This is a genomic window from Nostoc sp. GT001 (assembly GCF_030382115.1).
GTDB lineage: Bacteria > Cyanobacteriota > Cyanobacteriia > Cyanobacteriales > Nostocaceae > Nostoc.
The window spans coordinates 2,084,766-2,103,181 of record NZ_JAUDRJ010000003.1 but is presented as its reverse complement, the minus strand read 5'-3'; the positions used below and the strand labels follow the sequence as shown (position 1 = coordinate 2,103,181).

Below are 18,416 nucleotides of genomic sequence, written 5' to 3'. Positions count from 1 at the left end.
ATGAGTATGAGTAACGTTGATGAATATCCTGAAATTCCAGACCTAGATAACTATGAGGAAGACGAAAAAGATACTCCTATAAAGCGCGAACTTTTAACTATTAGCCTCTTTAAAAAAGCAATTAAAGAAGTACCAGAGAATAAGGGAGATTCCATAATTATTAGTTTTGCAGAGAATGTGTTACCTAAACTAATTCATCAATTAGTGGGAGCAACAGCTAAGGGTGGTCAATTCACAGAAGACCGTAGATCCGAAGGTAAAAATGTTGAACGTAGTAAGCATGACCAATCTTTATTATCTCATCTGCTTAATGGTTTGTTCCCTACCTACCGGATTATTCAGAAATTAAAGTCATCAGAACTGGAAACTAATCCTGTTAAGCGTCAATGTGAAGAAAAGGAAACTCGTTTATTTGTAGCTGCGTATATTTTACATGACTTTGAAAAATTCCCTGACTATCCAATTTGGTTGAAAGAAAATGACACAGATCATGTATTTAAAACCCGTGATTGGCGTAAAGACCCTGCAAAGAAATCAGATGCACCAAATTTAAGACGCGGGTATGTAAAACAAAAAATTCAGGATTTTAGTTTAGATAGTTTTTTGGGTGAAGGTTGGGAAAATTGTATCGATGATATTGTGTGGCTGAGTAGTAATGCTGGTGATGGCAGTGATGCTGATCGAGGTTTAGAAATTCGTGGTTTGCGTCCTAATTTAGATGGTCGAGTACGGAATATACTGCACAGATTATTAAAAATGTCTGATTTATTTGCTTCATTATTAAAGCATCCTCGTGATGTTGAAAGTGATGGCAGAAATGAAAAATTACCTGAGTTATTAAACGACTTAAGTAATGGTCAGTTAACATTTAGCTATCATGCATTATCAGACAATCGTGGTGTTCTGACGAATATTATTAATAATGCTTTGATGGATACACATCCTCAGCAATACTACACACAGTTATTGTATTTGCCAGATGGTGTAGTATACCTTGCCAGTAAAGATGCACCTGCAATTCATACGGCTGATATTCCCAATCAGGTTGTAGATAAAATTAAAACATTATGCAGTAAGCAGTTAACAAAACGACAAACAGGTTTTAGTCGAGATGGTAAAGGTTTCAAGTTCGCTGATTATTACTGGTTATTTTTCCGCGCTAATGAGTTAATGGAAGTCAGCATTAATGCAGCCATCAGTATACTGCCTGATACTAAATTAGCCTCATCTGGTAAGCGGAGTGAAAGTTTACAAACTTTTCAAACACAAGGAGAATTACCACAAAATATAGATGTTGTATTTGGTAATGAAATTCAGATTGATAGATTAGCTGAATTTGGAGATATTATATGTCGAGGTATTTGGGGTAAATGGCAAGAACGCGCAAATGAATACCAAAAACAATTTTATAAAGCTGAACGTAAAAATATTCCTGATTTAAATCTGACTGAAAAACTAGCTGAATACTTAGGTTTGTCAGAGGAAATACCAGCTTTAAGACAAATTCAATCTCTCAAGAAAACAGGAGGAGTTCCTTTAGATTGGTATTATTTATCGGCTAAATATTACCAGAAAAATATAGGTAAAAATTTAGCGCAAAATATTGAATTGATGAAAGGTATGGTTAACTATACTTCTAACCTCATTGAACCTATTTTAGAAGATTTTGCAATTCCTGATGGCTGGAGTGATTTACGCACTTATGTAAGTCGAGTTATTTCTTTACCAACAGGTGCAGTTGTTGAACCTAAGCCAGACCAATTTTTAATAGAAATAAGTAGGTATAAGGCTGCAAAAGTTACAGGAAGAGGTAGAGAAAATGTTTGTGCTATATCTAGTTCTCCCTACACTGTAATGGAGCAAATGGAGTCAGCAACGTTATTTGCACCACAAGTTTATAGCAATCGCCAAATTTTATTTAATGCTCAAGCTGCAAAGCGGCAAATTTGCTCAATTTGGTCAATTGAAATCATGCTGAGGCAAATTTTGATGAGTAAGACTAACGCTACTGGTGCAGACTTTGAAGCTCGTAAATATCGCTATCTCTATCTCTATCCTGCTTATTTCTTTACTCCAGAAACAAATAAGTTTTTGCAAAAAGCTTATAACGCTATATCTCAAACTCGATTTGATACTGAACTTCGCAAACATTTTGTTTCCAAAGAACAAGTTGCAAATTTAACAATTGACAACTATCAACAAGTCGATGATTTGTTGATTAAGCAGGATATTCCACCAGAAGATGATAAGACATTTAAAATTAGCTATCCCGATGATGAAACATTAACTTTCTTCTTTATTGGTTTACCACCAGGAAGAGAACCAACAGATACAGAATCGTGGATAATGCCAGCTTGGTTAGCATTTGCTTTACCGCTTGTTCTAGATGTGAAAGTCGTAGCATCAGAATCACCTGTACCACCTTTCATTAGTGGTGCTGATTTTGAAGAAACAGTTTTAATTGATGGAGAGCATCAAGCGATTCGTTCTTTGATTCAAAAAGATAACTATCGCTTAGATAGCATTCTACCTCGTAGTTCAGAAAAGCGTAAATTTTCTCCACTCAATGCTCTGACTGCGGCTTACTCAATTCATTTAGAAGTCAACCGTAAAAAGGATGGCGATCCAGATTGGGGAAAGTTAGCAGATTTGGCACGCGATTTAGAAACCAGTCCTCTTTATGTCTTCCATTACCTGAATAAATGGCTACGGAAGCAAGACAAAATAGATTCTATACCTCTTGCTAAAGTTCGTCTATACTTGGATTTTTATCACTATTTTGAACCAAAAGGAAAAGCTGTGAATCAACTGCGTAAGTTAACAGAACTCTACCGTCATTTTTATCGTTCTAAAAGTCAATATGCCAAAGCTAATGCAATTCTCAAACCAATTGATGAGGCTGCTGATGTAATTTTGAAAATTGATAAATCTATGGCTAGTGACACTGAATCTTTAATAGATGTGGTAGCTGCTCGTCTAGCCAAGCTGATGAATAATGTGAGGCGTAAAGCGGCTGAAGGAAAACCAACATTAACTTTAGTTGATGGAAAGTGGAGGACTGCATTAACTTCCGAAGAAGAACGTCAAGCAGTCTATGAGTTTTCTAAGTATTTTGTAAAAGAAATATTTGAGGGAAGCTTTAAAAGCGATCGCGCACGTTTAGCAGGTACTCAACTCAATTTAATTAGAGATACCTGTGAATACCTTTATCGCCTAGCAGATGATGAAGAACGTAAAGCACGTCCACAAGAGGAACCTGATGATATTCCTGAATTAGAACTTGAAACATCAGTCTAATTTATACTTCTTTTCCAACTAACTAAATCGGAGCAATCAAACCATGAAATTCTTGAAAACACTCGATTCTAAATTTTTCCACGATGTAATCCCTGCTAAACCAATGGGGAAATATGTTCATTTCATTACTATTCGTGTTACAGAATCTTACCCTTTATTCCAGACAGATGGTGAACTCAATAAAGTCAGAGTACGTGCTGGAATTGAAAACAAAGAACCTATTAGTCGTTTGGCAATGTTTAAGCGCAAGCAGTCTACACCAGAACGTTTAACGGGTAGAGAATTACTACGTAACTACAAAATTGGTGATGCTGAAAAATGCGACTACAACGTAGATTTCAGCAAAACTACTCCTGATTGTATTCTCTATGGTTTTGCTATTGGTGATTCTGGTTCTGAAAAGTCAAAAGTAGTTGTAGACACAGCGTACTCTATTACACCCTTTGATGATTCTCACCTTAACTTTACCCTCAATGCACCTTTTGAAAATGGAACTATGAGCCGTCAAGGGGAAGTAACCAGCCGTATTAATAGTCAAGATCATATCTTACCTCAAGTTTTTTTCCCCAGTATTGTCACGCTGAAAGATCCCACTGAAGCTGGATTTCTCTACGTTTTCAATAATATTCTCAGAACACGCCATTATGGAGCGCAGACTACCCGTACTGGTAGAGTACGTAATGAGTTAGTTGGAGTCATTTTCGCTGATGGTGAGATTGTTAGTAATCTTCTTTGGACTCAAAAGATATATGACGTAATGAGTAATGCAACTCCAAAGCAAATTAATCCTCCCGATCCGCTCAATGAAGACGAGGTTTTAGAGGCGGCTACACAAGCAATTACTGCTCTAATGTCTCAAGAGTGTATTTCTCATACTGATTTTTTTGGTGCATCCTTCACACAACTTTTGAGTGAAGTTAAGTCTATTACCAGTGATGAAACTCGATTGCAAGAAATGTTGAATCAAGCAAATGCTGAATCATCTATTTATGCTCAAACATGGGTTCTTAAATCAGGTAAGAAAGACCCTAAGAAAGATACCAAGAATAATAAGAAAGCTGCTGCTGTCACGGAGTAAGCAATATGGCAATTATTTACCGTTGTCAAATAGAACTTCATGACAGCCTCTATTACGCAACTCGTGAAATCGGGCGATTGTATGAAACAGAGCCAATAATTCACAATTACGCTCTTTGTTATGCGTTGGGATTAGTTGATAGCCAAATCTACTCTACTACCGTTGCTGAAGAACATTCTTATCGCTATTTTTGTCCTGAACAAGTGCCAAAATATGAGGAGCATTTAACGCCACTCAATCAACAGCAAATTTACGTAACTCCGGCGCGCTCGCTTAATCATTCTTCCATCCTCAACACCTGGAAGTATGCTAACAACAACTACCACGTTGAAATGGAGAAAACACAGAAAAATATCCCCAGTTTTGGCAGAGCAAAAGAAATAGCACCAGAAAGTCTATTTGAGTTTTTTGTCATCTCCCAAAAAGAACTCAAACTACCAAAGTGGATTCGCTTGGGTAAATGGATGAGTAAGGCTGAAGTGACGGTTGAAAAATTACCGAAACCTAAAATTGCTGAGGGTATATTCACTTGTACACATCCATTAAATCCTTTAGATGTCATGTTCACTAATCAAGTGATTAGCTATGATGTTGTGAATATGCCTCCAGTTAGTTTAATTCAGAATGTCCAAATGCGAGGTCAATACTATCAATTTGATGGCATTCAAAACTTAAAAATTCCAGTTCGGATGGAATATCGTTTTCGGAATTAATCACTTCCTAAAACCTTTACCACGTTTTTTATTTTTCGCAGGTTCTAGCGTCCAGCCACAAATTACGTTACAATTTTTAGCCCCTGTTAGTTCTGTACGCTCCCCACCAGTGAAACACTATCAACAACAAACCAACGCTTTCCCCAGCGATTACCTAAACAACTTGTGGGGAGAAATCCAAGCTTGTCCTTACTTTGCTATCAACAACCTCAACCGCGATTTTGTCGCCACGAAAGGATTTTCTGTCGTATTTCAGCGTTCTGGATTAGCAAAAGTAGAACAGCAGTTTCCCTACTTCAAGCCTTACCTCGATTTGGCTCTCCAGCCGAGTTGTAATGCTTTTTACCTCAATCCTTTACAACTCAAAGAAGGCTCCCGCGTCGATCCGCATATCGATCGCTCCTTACGTTCCTACTCCAAAACCATTGAACCACCTGCGCTTGTCAGTGTTCTCTATGTACGCGTACCAGCAGATATGGAAGGGGGAGAACTGGTATTACGATCGCACAAACGCCAACTTGGGCAAATTAAGCCCCAATTCAATACTTTAGTTTATTTTCAAGGTGATTTAACCCATTCGGTTAACGCTGTCAAAACCCCAGGAAATCGCCTAAGTCTCGTTTGTGAACAGTATAGTTTGAGTGAAGCTGAACTTCAGGAAATCCCTGAGTTTACTGTAGAGTCAAGAATCACTCAGTCTACAACCAAAAAGAGAAAGTATGCCTCATAGTTTAGTGTTGAATTTGCTACCTCAATCGCCCATTCCACCACAGTATCTTACAGGTAGACATCTCCACGCCCTATTTTTAACCCTTGTTAGTTCTGTAGATAGCACATTAGGCGATCGCTTGCACGATTCCACCGCAGACAAAGCTTTCACTCTCTCTCCCCTGCAAACTAACTCCCCCCTTTTGAAGGGGGGTAGTGGGGGATCTAAATTGCAATACTCACATCAACAACCCATTCCCGCCGGAACTCCTTGTTGGTGGCGCATCTCCTTATTAGATGACACTCTATTTAGCAAACTTACCCAACTCTGGCTAAATCTTAATCCCAATCGCCCTTGGCATCTTGGCCCGGCTGACTTGTATATTACCAGCATTCAAGGCACACCCCAATCTATTCAACCTTGGGCAAATGCCAATACTTACGCTCAATTATACGAAGAAGCCAGTGAGCGCAATTCTTCCATCAACCTTAGCTTCTCCACACCTACCGCCTTCCGTCAAGGACAGTATGATACTACTCTTCCTACCAGAGAATCTGTTTTCAATTCCCTACTTTCGCGGTGGAATAAATACAGTGGCATAGAGTTTACTCAGATTGCAATTGAGTCAATATTTCCTTCTTTTGTCAATATTCACACAGAAATAGTAACCGACTCACGCAGCAAATTTATCGGCATTATTGGCGAAGTTAATTACAAGATATTGGGAGAAATTGAACCAATACAAATTAAACAGATTAACGCTTTAGCTGACTTTGCTTTGTATGCAGGAATTGGTCGTAAAACAACAATGGGTATGGGAATGACACGGCGGCTATATTCTCCATAATTCTAATAATAATTTAAAAACCACCTAAGTTATGAATCAAACTGAATATGTTTCTATTGCGGCATTGAATCAATATGCCTATTGTCCGCATCGCTGTTGGCGGATGTTTTGTGCAGGGGAGTTTACTGATAATCAATACACAATTGAAGGCACAACTTTACACGATCGCGTCCACACCACAAGCGATATACAGCGAGGAGAAACTTGGCAAGTTCGGGCAATTTGGCTGAAGTCGGAGCAATATAAACTCATCGGGAAATCTGATTTAATTGAAGCCGAATCTGGTCAAGTTTACCCAGTGGAATATAAACGAGGACGCAAAGGCGAATGGGATAACGATGAGTTGCAAGTTTGTGCCCAAGCCTTATGTTTAGAAGAGATGACAGGAGAACCAGTTAACACTGGATATATCTATTATGCCCACTCGCATCAACGGCAATTAGTAGAGATTAATCAAGAGTTGAGAAAGAGTGCGATCGCAACTATTCAATCTGTCATAAATCTCCTAGAAACAGGAACAATGCCAAAACCATTTTACAGCAAACGTTGCAAAGGATGCAGTCTTTATTCGCAATGTTTGCCCAAAGCAACTGATAAAGTCAAAATTTATCAAGAAGTCAATTAAATCATACTCTGGTAAATTCTTGCTTGAGGACATATTAACTTTCAAGACTGTTCAAATAAGATCCCCCCGCCTGTGGCGATCCCCTTAAAAAGGGGGTAAAGGAGGAAGATAAGCCCTCCCCAAACACCTTGTCATTACCAACATCTTTTAAAGTGAGGTAGGGATGTAATAGAGTCAGAGTATGAAGTTGAAAAATTTCACAGACCTCAATGCTTGGGCAGTTGAGCAATGGGGAGATGCCGAATTAGGGGATACTCGTCGTACGCAAAGAGCGATCGCTATCGGTGCAGCCATAGCTGCCAACCCGCAAGGGAGTTTACCAGATATGATGCAAGGCTGGAATGAAATTCGTGCTGCGTACCGATTATTTGCGGAAGACGATGTAACTCATAAGGCATTAATTCAACCTCACATCACGGAGACGAAACAAAGCGCAACTGAAATAAAATCCAATGTTGTTTTATTCATCCAAGACACAACAGAACTAGATTATACTCATCATCGGCAAGTTAAGGGATTAGGGCATATTGGAGATGGCAAAGGTAGAGGAATGATGCTACACACGTGTTTAGCAGTAGTACCGTTACCTTTGAATCCACAAATTTTGGGATTGGCAGGACAAATACCTTGGCTGCGTAGTCAAAAAAAGGACAATGACAACACGTTGGTGGAAGCGCTACCAGAACTATTGAGAACAGATGGTGAAGGGGAAATTTGGGCAGAGATGGTGGAATCCATCGGCACTGCACCAACACCACAAACTGGGTCAATTTGGGTAAGTGTCGGAGACAGGGGGAGTGATATTTTTTCTTACCTTCGACGAGCCAAAGCTTTGTACTGGCACTGCTTAGTACGAGTCACTCAAAACCGAGTGATTACTAAACCTGATGCCACCAAAGGGTATCTCAAGGCATTTGCTCGTTCTTTACAACCAATGGCGGAGAAAACTGTTGTTTTGCGTGGGCGCAACGGAGAACCCAAACGTCAAGTTAACTTACAAGTAGCTTGGTCTCAATTGACAATTCAACCCCCAGCAATTGGCTGTGAAAGAAAACAACAGCTAATAGATGGTTGGTGTATTCGTTGTTGGGAACCAGAAGGAGATTTAGAATGGATTCTATTTACCACTGTTGCTGTAAATGCTCGTGAGGATGCCCTCATGCAACTAGATTGGTATGCTACACGTTGGTTAATTGAAGAGTATCATAAGTGTCTCAAAACTGGTTGTGCTGTAGAAAAACGTCAATTGGAGTCAGCTTCATCACTGGTAAGGTTACTTGGCTTTTTTGCTATAGTTTCAGTCAGATTATTACAGTTACGCCAACTTAGTCGCAGCAATTCCCAACTGAAGGCACACGAGTACATACCTACAATTATGTTAAAAGTCTTAGTTGCTCGTCTTGGGTTGACAAATTGTGAGTTGACTTTGGGTGAATTCTTTTTAGCGATCGCTCGTTTGGGTGGTTTTCTTGGCCGCAAATCCGATGGTCTACCTGGTTGGCAGACCTTATGGCGAGGCTGGTTGCGATTACAGGATATGTGTTGGGCTGCTGATTTTATCACCCAGTCAGTTTAAAAGATGTTGGTAATGACAAGCGCTTAATCGTGGGGATGACTTATATGCTGTCGTAAAAGTCTTAAAACATTTAGCTAGTTTAATTAGTAATTCGTAATTGTGACCTCTCCCTGGCTTTACTGCGTAAAACCGTCCCTCTCCGAATCGGAGAGGGAAAGACTTTAACTAAATAAAGTTCAAACCCAGTTTTAGTTTTTCTCTGCTTGTATGAAACCACCCTGCTTCCCTACTAACATGGGGAGCAAGAATCAAAGCCTCTCTCCGTTTCGGGGAGAGGTTTGGAGAGGGGTTTCAAGAATAAGTTGCACATCGCGCTATTTCATAATTTTTAATTTTTAATTTTTAATTTTTAATTGTTTATGACCCAGTATCAATATCAAGTCGGTGGTAGTCTGCCTCAAAATGCACCAACTTATGTTAGACGGCAAGCTGACCATGACCTCTATGAAGGCTTGAAAGCTGGGGATTTTTGTTATGTACTCAATTCCCGGCAGATGGGGAAATCTAGCTTACGGGTGCGGGTAATGCAGCAGTTGCAAACAGAGGGATTTGCTTGTGCTGTTGTTGATTTTACAGCTATTGGGACGGCAGATATTACGCCAGAACAGTGGTATGCCGGGGTGATTGATACTCTGGTGGGAAGTTTGAATATTTATACAACTTTTGATTTAGATACTTGGTGGACTGATAACGGGTTGCTTTCACCAGTACAGCATTTGAGCAAGTTTATTGAAACGGTTTTACTAAAAACAATTACTGAAAAGATTGTTATTTTTATTGATGAAATTGACAGCATTCTGAGTCTTTCATTCAACTTAGATGACTTTTTTGCAGTTATCCGCGATTGCTACAACCGACGAGCAGACTATCCTGAATATAATCGCCTCACCTTTGCTTTGATTGGCGTATCTACACCTTCAGATTTGATTCAAGATAAACGCCGGACACCTTTTAATATTGGACAGGCAATTGATTTAACTGGCTTTCAACTCCAAGAGGCGCAACCCTTGGCGCGGGGTTTGGCTGAAGTGGGTGATTCTCAAGAGTTGATGCAAGTAGTGCTGAACTGGACGGGAGGACAGCCGTTTTTGACGCAAAAAGTTTGTAAATTGCTGGTGCAGGGGGGGCTGGAGACGAGGAATTGGGGACTAGAGGATAAAGACTGGGTGGAAGAGTTGGTACGCGAGGAAATTATTGAGAATTGGGAGACGCAAGATGAGCCGGAGCATTTGAAGACGATTCGAGACAGAATTTTGCAGAGTGGGGAACAGAAGACTGGGCGATTGTTGGGGTTGTATCAGCAGATTTTGCAGCAGGGAGAGATAGCAACTGATGATAGTCCTGAACAAACGGAACTGCGGCTGACGGGTTTGGTGGTGAAGCGGGACGGGAAGCTGCAAATTTATAACCGAATTTATGCAGAGGTGTTTAAGCAAGAATGGTGCGACAAGATTTTAGCAAACTTGCGCCCGTACTCCGATACATTGAACGCTTGGGTTGAGTCTGAACGTCAAGATGAGTCGCGCTTGTTGCGGGGACAGACTTTGCAAGATGCTCAAGAATGGGCAGTCGGTAAAAGTTTAAGTGATTTGGACTATCAGTTTTTCGCTGCTAGCCAGGAGTTAGAAAAGCGTGATGTGCAGAAAAGGCTGGAGGCAGAGGAACAGGCAAAGGAAGTTTTAGCAAAGGCGAACCACAAAGCTAATCAAAGGATTCGTATTGGTTCTTTAGTGTTAGGTTTTGCTGTGGTGGGGGCAGTAGCATTATTTATAATTACTCAAAAAAGTCTTGAGGTATCCAAGAATGCTATTGCAGTAGCACAATCAGCTAAGGCAGAAACAAATAACGCACAGAAAGATTTAAAAAATGCGAGGACAGAAACCGCAGCAACCAAGAAAGAGAATCAGCGTATATCATCTGAAAATAAACGGATATCTGAACAAGCGGTACAGGTAAAACAGAATCTTAGTAATGCAACTTCAAAACTAAATACAGCAAATGCCAAAGTTAATCAGGCACAGCAAAACCTGAAATTAGCCGAAAACAAAGTGGCAGCAGCTAGCGCAAAAGCTAGTCAAGCTGAAGTACAGGCAAACCAAGCAATTCAACAAAGGCAAGAGGCACAACAGCAGCGTCAAAAAGCTGTTGCAGATTTAAATCGGGCAAGGCAAGAACAAAAGCAGGTGCAAATTGCTCTGAAGACGGCAGTTTATGCGCGCACAATTGCTTTAACGGCTACGCGATTGGAACAAGACGGAACAAATGCCTTGCGAGTATTTGGTGATTTAAGGGAAACAAGGGAAATAGATGGTCTGCTGTTAGCAATGCAGACGGCAGGAACATTGAAAAGTCTGGTCAAGGATAAACAATCTTTAGCAAATTATCCAGCATACAGTCCTTTGTTTAGTTTACAGAGAATTTTATCTAATATTCGTGAGCAAAATCGTCTGGAAGGGCATAGTGATGGAGTCAACAGCGTCGTCTTCAGTCCGGATGGCAAAACTTTAGCTTCCGCTAGTGATGACAATACGATCAAATTGTGGAATAGAGACACAGGCAAAGAAATTTCCACCCTGAGAGGGCATAGTGATGGGGTCAACAGCGTCGTCTTCAGCCCGGATGGCAAAACTTTAGCTTCCGCTAGTGATGACAAGACGATAAAATTGTGGAATAGAGACACAGGCAAAGAAATTTCCACCCTGAGAGGGCATAGTAGTTCGCTCATCAGCGTGGTCTTCGAGCTCGGATGGCAAAACTTTAGCTTCCGCTAGTCTTGACAAGACGATAAAATTGTGGAGTAGAGACACGGGCAAAGAAATTGCCACTTTAAGTGGGCATAGCGATTCGGTCATCAGCGTCGTCTTCAGCCCAGATGGCAAAACTTTAGCTTCCGCTAGTGATGACAAGACGATAAAATTGTGGAATAGAGACACGGGCAAAGAAATTTCCACCCTGAGAGGGCATAGTAGTTCGGTCAAGAGGGTCGTCTTCAGCCCGGATGGCAAAACTTTAGCTTCCGCCAGTTTTGACAAGACGATAAAATTGTGGAATAGAGACACGGGCAAAGAAATTTCCACCCTGACTGGGCATAGTGATGGGGTCAACAGCGTCGTCTTCAGCCCGGATGGCAAAACTTTAGCTTCCGCTAGTCTTGACGACACCATCAAATTGTGGAATCGGGAGACGGGCAAAGAAATTTCCACCCTTAGTGGGCATAGCAAGTGGGACTCCAGCGTCGTCTTCAGCCCAGATGGCAAAACTTTAGCTTTCGCAAGTGGTGACGACACCATCAAATTGTGGAATCGGGAGACGGGCAAAGAAATTTCCACCCTTAGTGGGCATAGTAATGGGTTCATCAGCGTGGTCTTCAGCCCAGATGGCAAAACTTTAGCTTCCGCCAGTTTTGACAAGACGATCAAATTGTGGAATCGGGACACAGGCAAAGAAATTTCCACCCTGAGAGGGCATAGTAGTTTGGTCTTCAGCGTGGTCTTCAGCCCGGATGGCAAAACTTTAGCTTCCGCCAGTGGTGACGACACCATCAAATTGTGGAATCGGGACACAGGCAAAGAAATTTCCACCCTGAGAGGGCATAGTAGTTTGGTCTTCAGCGTGGTCTTCAGCCCGGATGGCAAAACTTTAGCTTCCGCAAGTGATGACGACACGATCAAATTGTGGAATCGGGACACAGGCAAAGAAATTTCCACCCTGACTGGGCATAGCAGTTCGGTCAACAGCGTGGTCTTCAGCCCGGATGGCAAAACTTTAGCTTCCGCAAGTGATGACGACACCATCAAATTGTGGAATCGGGACACAGGTAAAGAAATTTCCACCCTGACTGGACATAGCAGTTCGGTCAACAGCGTGGTCTTCAGCCCGGATGGCAAAACTTTAGCTTCCGCTAGTTTTGACGACACCATCAAATTGTGGAATCTGGATCTTGATGATTTATTAGCGCAGGGTTGTAGTTGGCTTAAAGGTTATTTGGCTAGCCATCCTGATGCGCCTAAAGTGTGTTCGGGGCGGTAGGGAGATGAGGGAGATGTGGTTCGACTTCGCTCACCAACCGGGGGATGAGGGAGCGATCGCCCTTTAATATTCAAAAAGAGCGATCACTTGGTAAATTAAAGATGCGATGTCTACGACGGGCTACGCCTACGCAGTTATAAACTCGGCGTTTTGAGTTCCGAACACGAATTGCCGAGCAAAAAGGTGGAAGTTTCGAGTTCCGAACACGAATTGCCGAGCAAAAAGGTGGAAGTTTCGAGTTCCGAACACAAATGACCGAGTAAAAAGGTGGAAGTTCCGAGTTCCGAACACGAATGACCGAGCAAAAAGGTGGAAGTTCCAAGTTCCGAACACGAATGACCGAGCAAAAAGGTCGAAGTTCCGAGTTAAACCTCCGGTTCGACTCCCAGAGCTTTTAACTGGGCTGCTAATCTCTCTGCACGCTGGCGTTCTTGTTCTGCAAGCTGTTGAGCGGCGTTTTTCTCTTGCCGTTCTTTTGCTGCTAACTCCAAACCCCATAGTAATAGTTCGCCGTTGTCATCCCACCAACGTAACCAATAACTTGTGCGATTTTCTCGGCTTCCTTGCCATACGCCTAAAAACAAGTTCATTTCGGCAATCCAGTAACGATCGCTTGCATCCGGTGTTTGCAGTTCATAATTTCCTAAATCATCTCGCCGATAAACTTCTAAGACTCCACCATCTGGTTCAAAAATGGCATAGTTTGGCACTTGTAAAATCTGCTCATAATAAAACCATTTACCAGGGGGATAGGTCGGTTTACTCGAATACTCTCCACCTTCGGTATCTGAGAGAAATTCCATCACAATTACCGGAATATCACCTTGAAGTCGTGGCGTATAACTGCGCTTCACTTCTTCTCGTGAGACTCTAATAGATGCTACATAACCCCAATCTGGTGCTTTGACGACAAATCGATTATTCAAAGTGGCGCAGATACCGTAATTAGTGATGGTTAAAGCATCGGTGGGTAATCTGCCAGCAAGTTCCAAGCTTTCTGTTAAAGCAGCAGCCAAGAGTGGCTGATTAATGTTATCCACTGGTTCGTTGTCTAAAACAAAATCATCAGGTAACTTTTCCCAGGTGACATTATGAGTGGCTGCATTGGCTAGCATAATCAGAATATTTCAAGTACAAATTCAATTTCTAATAGCCCGATTAAAAGATTGCACACGGCGTTACTCCTGAGCAAAGGTTCGTACTTCTTCCACTGACAATCCCAAAGCTTGGGCAATCTGTTCGATGCTCAAATCCATTTGCAATAATCGGGGTATGGCATCTCTTCTGGTTTGTTCTGCAAGTTCAGCTCGTTGTCGTTCTTGTTCGGCGTTGCGAGAAATGTCTGTATAACTCAAAAACCTTTCTCCATCAGGACGATATAACTGCAAACCCTCTGGTGATGGAGCAAAGCGAACTTTTAAACGGGGACTCACCCAATCTTCCATTTGGGGGATGACATCTAAACCGTCTTCGCTACGCAACCATCCACGCAAATTATTGCGATCGGGATCATAAATGTAGTATTCTTCCACCCCATAGCGATCGTAGAAAAGTAATTTTTTGTCCATTTCAGTTTGGGTGTTGCTGGGAGAAAGAATTTCAAACACCACTTGCGGTGCAATTCCCTCTTCTTTCCATTGTTGGTAGCACAAGCGATGTCTACGACGGGCTACGCCTACGCCTTTTGGTCTACCCAATACCACCATCACATCTGGGGCGTTAACAATTTTGTTACGTCCCTCTACCGGATACCAAAACAAATCCCCCGCAACAAATACATTTGGATCGTTAGCAAATAGCCACTCGATATTCTGCTTAATTGCCACAATCCAGCTAAACTGTATGGTATTATTAGCGACTGGTTGTCCGTCACTATCTGGGTAGATGACCTCTGGCTGCGTCGGCGGTTGGATTTGCGATACCATAGCTTCGCCCTCAGAAGGATATTTAATCGGGATGCTTCCAAATTAGCAGACTCTTAAGGATGTCTGCGCCATGAATCTGGAAGGATAAGTAACTAAAACAGTACGATTGTTCTACTATAAACTAATTAAAGATAGTATTATTAAGGACTGTTTCATAAGAAACTCCTTCTTCGCCGCCCAATATGTCAGACCAACAGCTAGCAGCATCCTTGAATGGACATCTTCCGTACCCCAGCCACAACAGCCAGAATACCATTCGGATTCGGGGTGCTAGGCAGCATAATCTGAAAAATATTGACTTGGAATTGCCACGCGATCGCCTAATCGTATTCACTGGCGTTTCTGGTTCTGGTAAGTCTTCCCTAGCCTTTGATACCATTTTCGCTGAAGGGCAACGTCGTTACGTAGAATCCCTCAGCGCTTACGCACGCCAATTTCTCGGACAACTGGATAAGCCGGATGTAGAAGCGATTGAAGGCTTAAGTCCAGCAATTTCTATTGACCAAAAGTCAACCTCTCATAACCCGCGTTCCACTGTCGGTACGGTGACAGAGATTTACGACTATTTGCGGCTGCTGTTTGGTCGGGCTGGCGAACCCCATTGTCCGATATGCGATCGCTGTATTGCACCCCAGACAATCGATGAGATGTGCGATCGCATTATGGAATTACCAGATCGCACCCGCTTCCAAATTCTTGCACCCGTTGTCAGGGGTAAAAAAGGCACACACCGTAAGCTTTTGTCAAGTCTTGCTTCTCAAGGTTTTGTCCGCGTGCGGATCAATGGCGAGATCCGCGAACTGTCAGATTCCATTGAATTGGATAAAAACTTTACCCACACCATCGAAGTGGTAATTGACCGCTTGGTGAAAAAGGCTGATATTCAGGAGCGTTTGGTTGATTCTCTGTCTACGTGTCTCAAGCAATCGGGTGGTATTGCAGCCATTCTGGTGAGTCTACTTGGTGACGACGGACAAGAAAAAGAAGAAGAATTAGTATTTTCGGAAAACTTTGCCTGTCCAGAACATGGCGCGGTAATGGAGGAACTATCGCCGCGATTGTTCTCCTTTAATTCACCTTATGGTGCTTGTCCGCACTGTCACGGCATCGGGACTTTAAGGAGATTTGCGCCAGACTTGATAGTACCCGACTGGGAAGCACCAGTTTATGCTGCGATCGCGCCTTGGTCAGAAAAAGATAATTCTTATTACTTAGAATTACTCTATAGCGTCGGACAGATTTATGGGTTTGAGTTACAAACAAATTGGAGCAAGCTGACAGAAGAACAACAGCAAATTATTTTGTTTGGGGAGAAAGATGAACGAGCCGCAGAAGCACAAAGAAAGCAGAGTTTTAAAGGTGCTATTCCAATTTTACAACGGCAGTATGAAGGTGGTTCTGAATTAGTTAAGCAAAAATTAGAGCAGTATTTAATTGATCAACCGTGCGAAGTTTGTAAAGGAAAACGATTAAAACCGGAAGCCTTGGCGGTGAAGTTGGGACAATATGGAATTTTAGAATTGACTACCGTATCGATTCGAGATTGTCGGGAGAGAATTGAGCAATTTAAGTTGAGCGATCGCCAGTTACAAATTGCTGATTTAGTTCTCCGAGAAATCAAAGCCAGATTGCAATTTTTGTTAGATGTAGGTTTAGATTACCTCACCCTTGACCGTCCCGCTATGACTCTTTCCGGTGGTGAAGCCCAACGAATTCGTCTAGCAACGCAAATTGGTTCTGGATTAACAGGAGTTCTCTACGTTTTAGATGAACCGAGTATTGGTTTGCATCAACGAGATAATGGCAGATTGCTGAAAACCTTAACGAAATTGCGTGATTTGGGTAATACATTAATTGTCGTTGAACACGATGAAGAAACAATTCGTGCAGCCAACTATATAGTTGATATCGGCCCTGGTGCAGGAATTCACGGCGGAAATATTATCGCCCAAGGTGATTTTCAGGCATTATTAGCAGCAGAAGATTCTTTGACGGGTGCATATTTATCAGGAAGGCGAGTAATTACCACGCCAGCAGAACGCCGAGAAGGAAACGGGCGCAGTTTGGGAATTAAAAATGCCCATCGCAACAATTTAAGAAATATAGATGTAGACATTCCGCTAGGTAAACTTGTTTCCATCACAGGTGTGTCTGGTTCTGGTAAATCTACGCTGATTAACGAATTACTGTACCCATCTCTGCAACACCATTTAACTAAGAAAGTTCCCTTACCGAGACATTTGGATAAAATTCAGGGATTAAACGCGATTGATAAAGCGATCGTTATCGATCAATCTCCCATCGGACGCACACCACGTTCTAACCCTGCAACTTACACAGGAATTTTCGATGCCATTCGGGATGTATTTTCCCAAACAGTAGAAGCCAAAGCTAGGGGTTACAAACCCGGACAATTTTCCTTCAACGTTAAAGGTGGACGTTGCGAAGCTTGTAGCGGCCAGGGTGTGAATGTTATTGAAATGAACTTTCTCCCTGATGTTTACGTGCAATGCGAAATTTGTAAAGGTGCAAGATACAACCGCGAAACTTTGCAGGTGAAGTATAAAGATAAGTCTATCTCTGATGTCCTAAGAATGACAGTAGAGGAGAGTTTAGACTTTTTCCAGAATATACCTAAAGCGATCGCGCGTTTGCAAACTTTATTTGATGTCGGGTTAGGTTATGTCCAACTAGGACAACCTGCGACTACCTTATCTGGTGGTGAAGCGCAACGGGTAAAATTAGCAACCGAACTATCTCGACGCGCCACAGGTAAGACACTTTATTTAATAGATGAACCGACAACAGGGTTATCTTTTTACGATGTTCACAAATTGTTAGATGTGTTGCAACGATTGGTAGATAAAGGTAATTCAATATTAGTAATTGAACACAACTTAGATGTAATTCGTTGTTCTGATTGGGTGATAGATTTGGGGCCAGAAGGTGGCGACAAAGGTGGAGAATTGATTGCTGTGGGTACACCGGAGGAAGTTGCAAAAAATCCCAGGTCTTATACTGGGCAATATTTACAGCAGGTGTTGAAACAGTATCCGGCGATGAAGAAGTAGAGTTTTTGTCTCAGTCATAGACGCGAAAAAGCTTACCACAGGGTAGGTGCAAATAAAAGCGATCGCTGATTCTAAAATAAACAAACTTACATCAACATGAACAAACTTTCCCAAAGCCTCAGCTTGTCTTTGAGTAACTTATAGGCGACAAAATCCCCAACTTATTTGAGAAGTTGAGGATCTGCGGTTTGCAATTCTTACAATTAAAATAGGATTGCAATAAACGTTCATCAAGTTGTAGCTAAAGCTGGTTCTGCCAAAAAATATTTCAGATTTTCTTACTGGGTAGCAAATTTCAAATATTGAGATGCCATTTCTGGTGTTAGAAATTCAATCATTAACCTATTTTCTACCCAAAACTCAATCACATCAAAGAAAGAATCGCGGTTACAGCGCACTACACGCCAACCTTTACGCACACCGATTTCTTCAATTTCTTGCTGAATAATGGGTACAGAGATTGCTGCATGAATATCTGTATACCTGGCAGTAATAGCAGTATGCACAAATACACATTGCCAATGGCTGCAACAGTTGCACAGTTAT

The 18,416-nt window shown here is 41.7% G+C and carries 12 protein-coding genes and 1 pseudogene; 10 read left to right on the top strand and 3 right to left on the bottom strand.

The genetic code is table 11. The annotated features are described in order from the left end of the window. From cas10d to QUD05_RS34015, 9 genes are all read left to right on the top strand, one after another. Window positions 1-3,297 carry a type I-D CRISPR-associated protein Cas10d/Csc3 gene (gene cas10d, locus QUD05_RS11830; RefSeq protein WP_289796212.1) on the top strand — a complete coding sequence of 1,099 codons (3,297 nt, stop codon included), beginning with the start codon at window positions 1-3 and terminating at the stop codon, window positions 3,295-3,297. A 43-nt stretch (window positions 3,298-3,340) separates the two neighbouring features. Further along, on the top strand, window positions 3,341-4,375 hold the full coding sequence (gene cas7d / locus QUD05_RS11825) for a type I-D CRISPR-associated protein Cas7/Csc2 (RefSeq protein ID WP_289796211.1): 1,035 nt from the start codon (window positions 3,341-3,343) through the stop codon (window positions 4,373-4,375). Window positions 4,376-4,380: 5 nt separating this feature from the next. After that, a complete protein-coding gene (gene cas5d, locus QUD05_RS11820) occupies window positions 4,381-5,088 on the top strand; it encodes a type I-D CRISPR-associated protein Cas5/Csc1 (RefSeq protein ID WP_289796210.1) in 708 nt (235 codons plus the stop codon). 109 nt (window positions 5,089-5,197) lie between these two features. Further along, window positions 5,198-5,818 (top strand): 2OG-Fe(II) oxygenase, encoded by a 621-nt coding sequence (locus QUD05_RS11815; protein WP_289796209.1) that lies wholly within the window; start codon window positions 5,198-5,200, stop codon window positions 5,816-5,818. Beyond that, window positions 5,808-6,644, top strand: coding sequence for a CRISPR-associated endoribonuclease Cas6 (gene cas6 / locus QUD05_RS11810; RefSeq protein ID WP_289796208.1), 837 nt, complete (start codon window positions 5,808-5,810; stop codon window positions 6,642-6,644). The genes QUD05_RS11815 and cas6 overlap by 11 nt, the downstream gene beginning before the upstream one ends. A 31-nt stretch (window positions 6,645-6,675) precedes the next feature. Beyond that, complete coding sequence (gene cas4 / locus QUD05_RS11805) at window positions 6,676-7,269, top strand: CRISPR-associated protein Cas4 (protein ID WP_289796207.1); 594 nt, start codon at window positions 6,676-6,678, stop codon at window positions 7,267-7,269. 181 nt (window positions 7,270-7,450) lie between these two features. After that, window positions 7,451-8,845 carry an IS4 family transposase gene (locus QUD05_RS11800; RefSeq protein WP_289794868.1) on the top strand — a complete coding sequence of 465 codons (1,395 nt, stop codon included), beginning with the start codon at window positions 7,451-7,453 and terminating at the stop codon, window positions 8,843-8,845. Window positions 8,846-9,204: 359 nt separating this feature from the next. Next, window positions 9,205-11,616 (top strand): AAA-like domain-containing protein, encoded by a 2,412-nt coding sequence (locus QUD05_RS11795; protein ID WP_354666125.1) that lies wholly within the window; start codon window positions 9,205-9,207, stop codon window positions 11,614-11,616. After that, a complete protein-coding gene (locus QUD05_RS34015) occupies window positions 11,555-12,874 on the top strand; it encodes a WD40 repeat domain-containing protein (RefSeq protein ID WP_354666176.1) in 1,320 nt (439 codons plus the stop codon). Before QUD05_RS11795 ends, QUD05_RS34015 begins: the two co-directional genes overlap by 62 nt. 365 nt (window positions 12,875-13,239) lie before the next feature. Here the strand turns inward: QUD05_RS34015 and QUD05_RS11790 are convergent, their stop codons facing one another. Both QUD05_RS11790 and QUD05_RS11785 read right to left on the bottom strand, forming a co-directional pair. Further along, on the bottom strand, window positions 13,240-13,989 hold the full coding sequence (locus QUD05_RS11790) for a Uma2 family endonuclease (protein ID WP_289796206.1): 750 nt from the start codon (window positions 13,987-13,989) through the stop codon (window positions 13,240-13,242). 63 nt (window positions 13,990-14,052) lie between these two features. After that, window positions 14,053-14,799 (bottom strand): Uma2 family endonuclease, encoded by a 747-nt coding sequence (locus QUD05_RS11785; RefSeq protein WP_289796205.1) that lies wholly within the window; start codon window positions 14,797-14,799, stop codon window positions 14,053-14,055. 182 nt (window positions 14,800-14,981) lie between these two features. On the opposite strand from QUD05_RS11785, the gene uvrA reads away from it, so the two are divergent. Next, window positions 14,982-17,870: an excinuclease ABC subunit UvrA gene (gene uvrA / locus QUD05_RS11780; protein WP_289796204.1), complete on the top strand. Its 2,889-nt coding sequence runs from the start codon at window positions 14,982-14,984 to the stop codon at window positions 17,868-17,870. Between the two features lie 278 nt (window positions 17,871-18,148). Here uvrA and QUD05_RS11775 read toward each other — a convergent pair. After that, window positions 18,149-18,388, bottom strand: a pseudogene (locus QUD05_RS11775) (hypothetical protein); the annotation flags it as partial. Window positions 18,389-18,416: the final 28 nt, after the last annotated feature.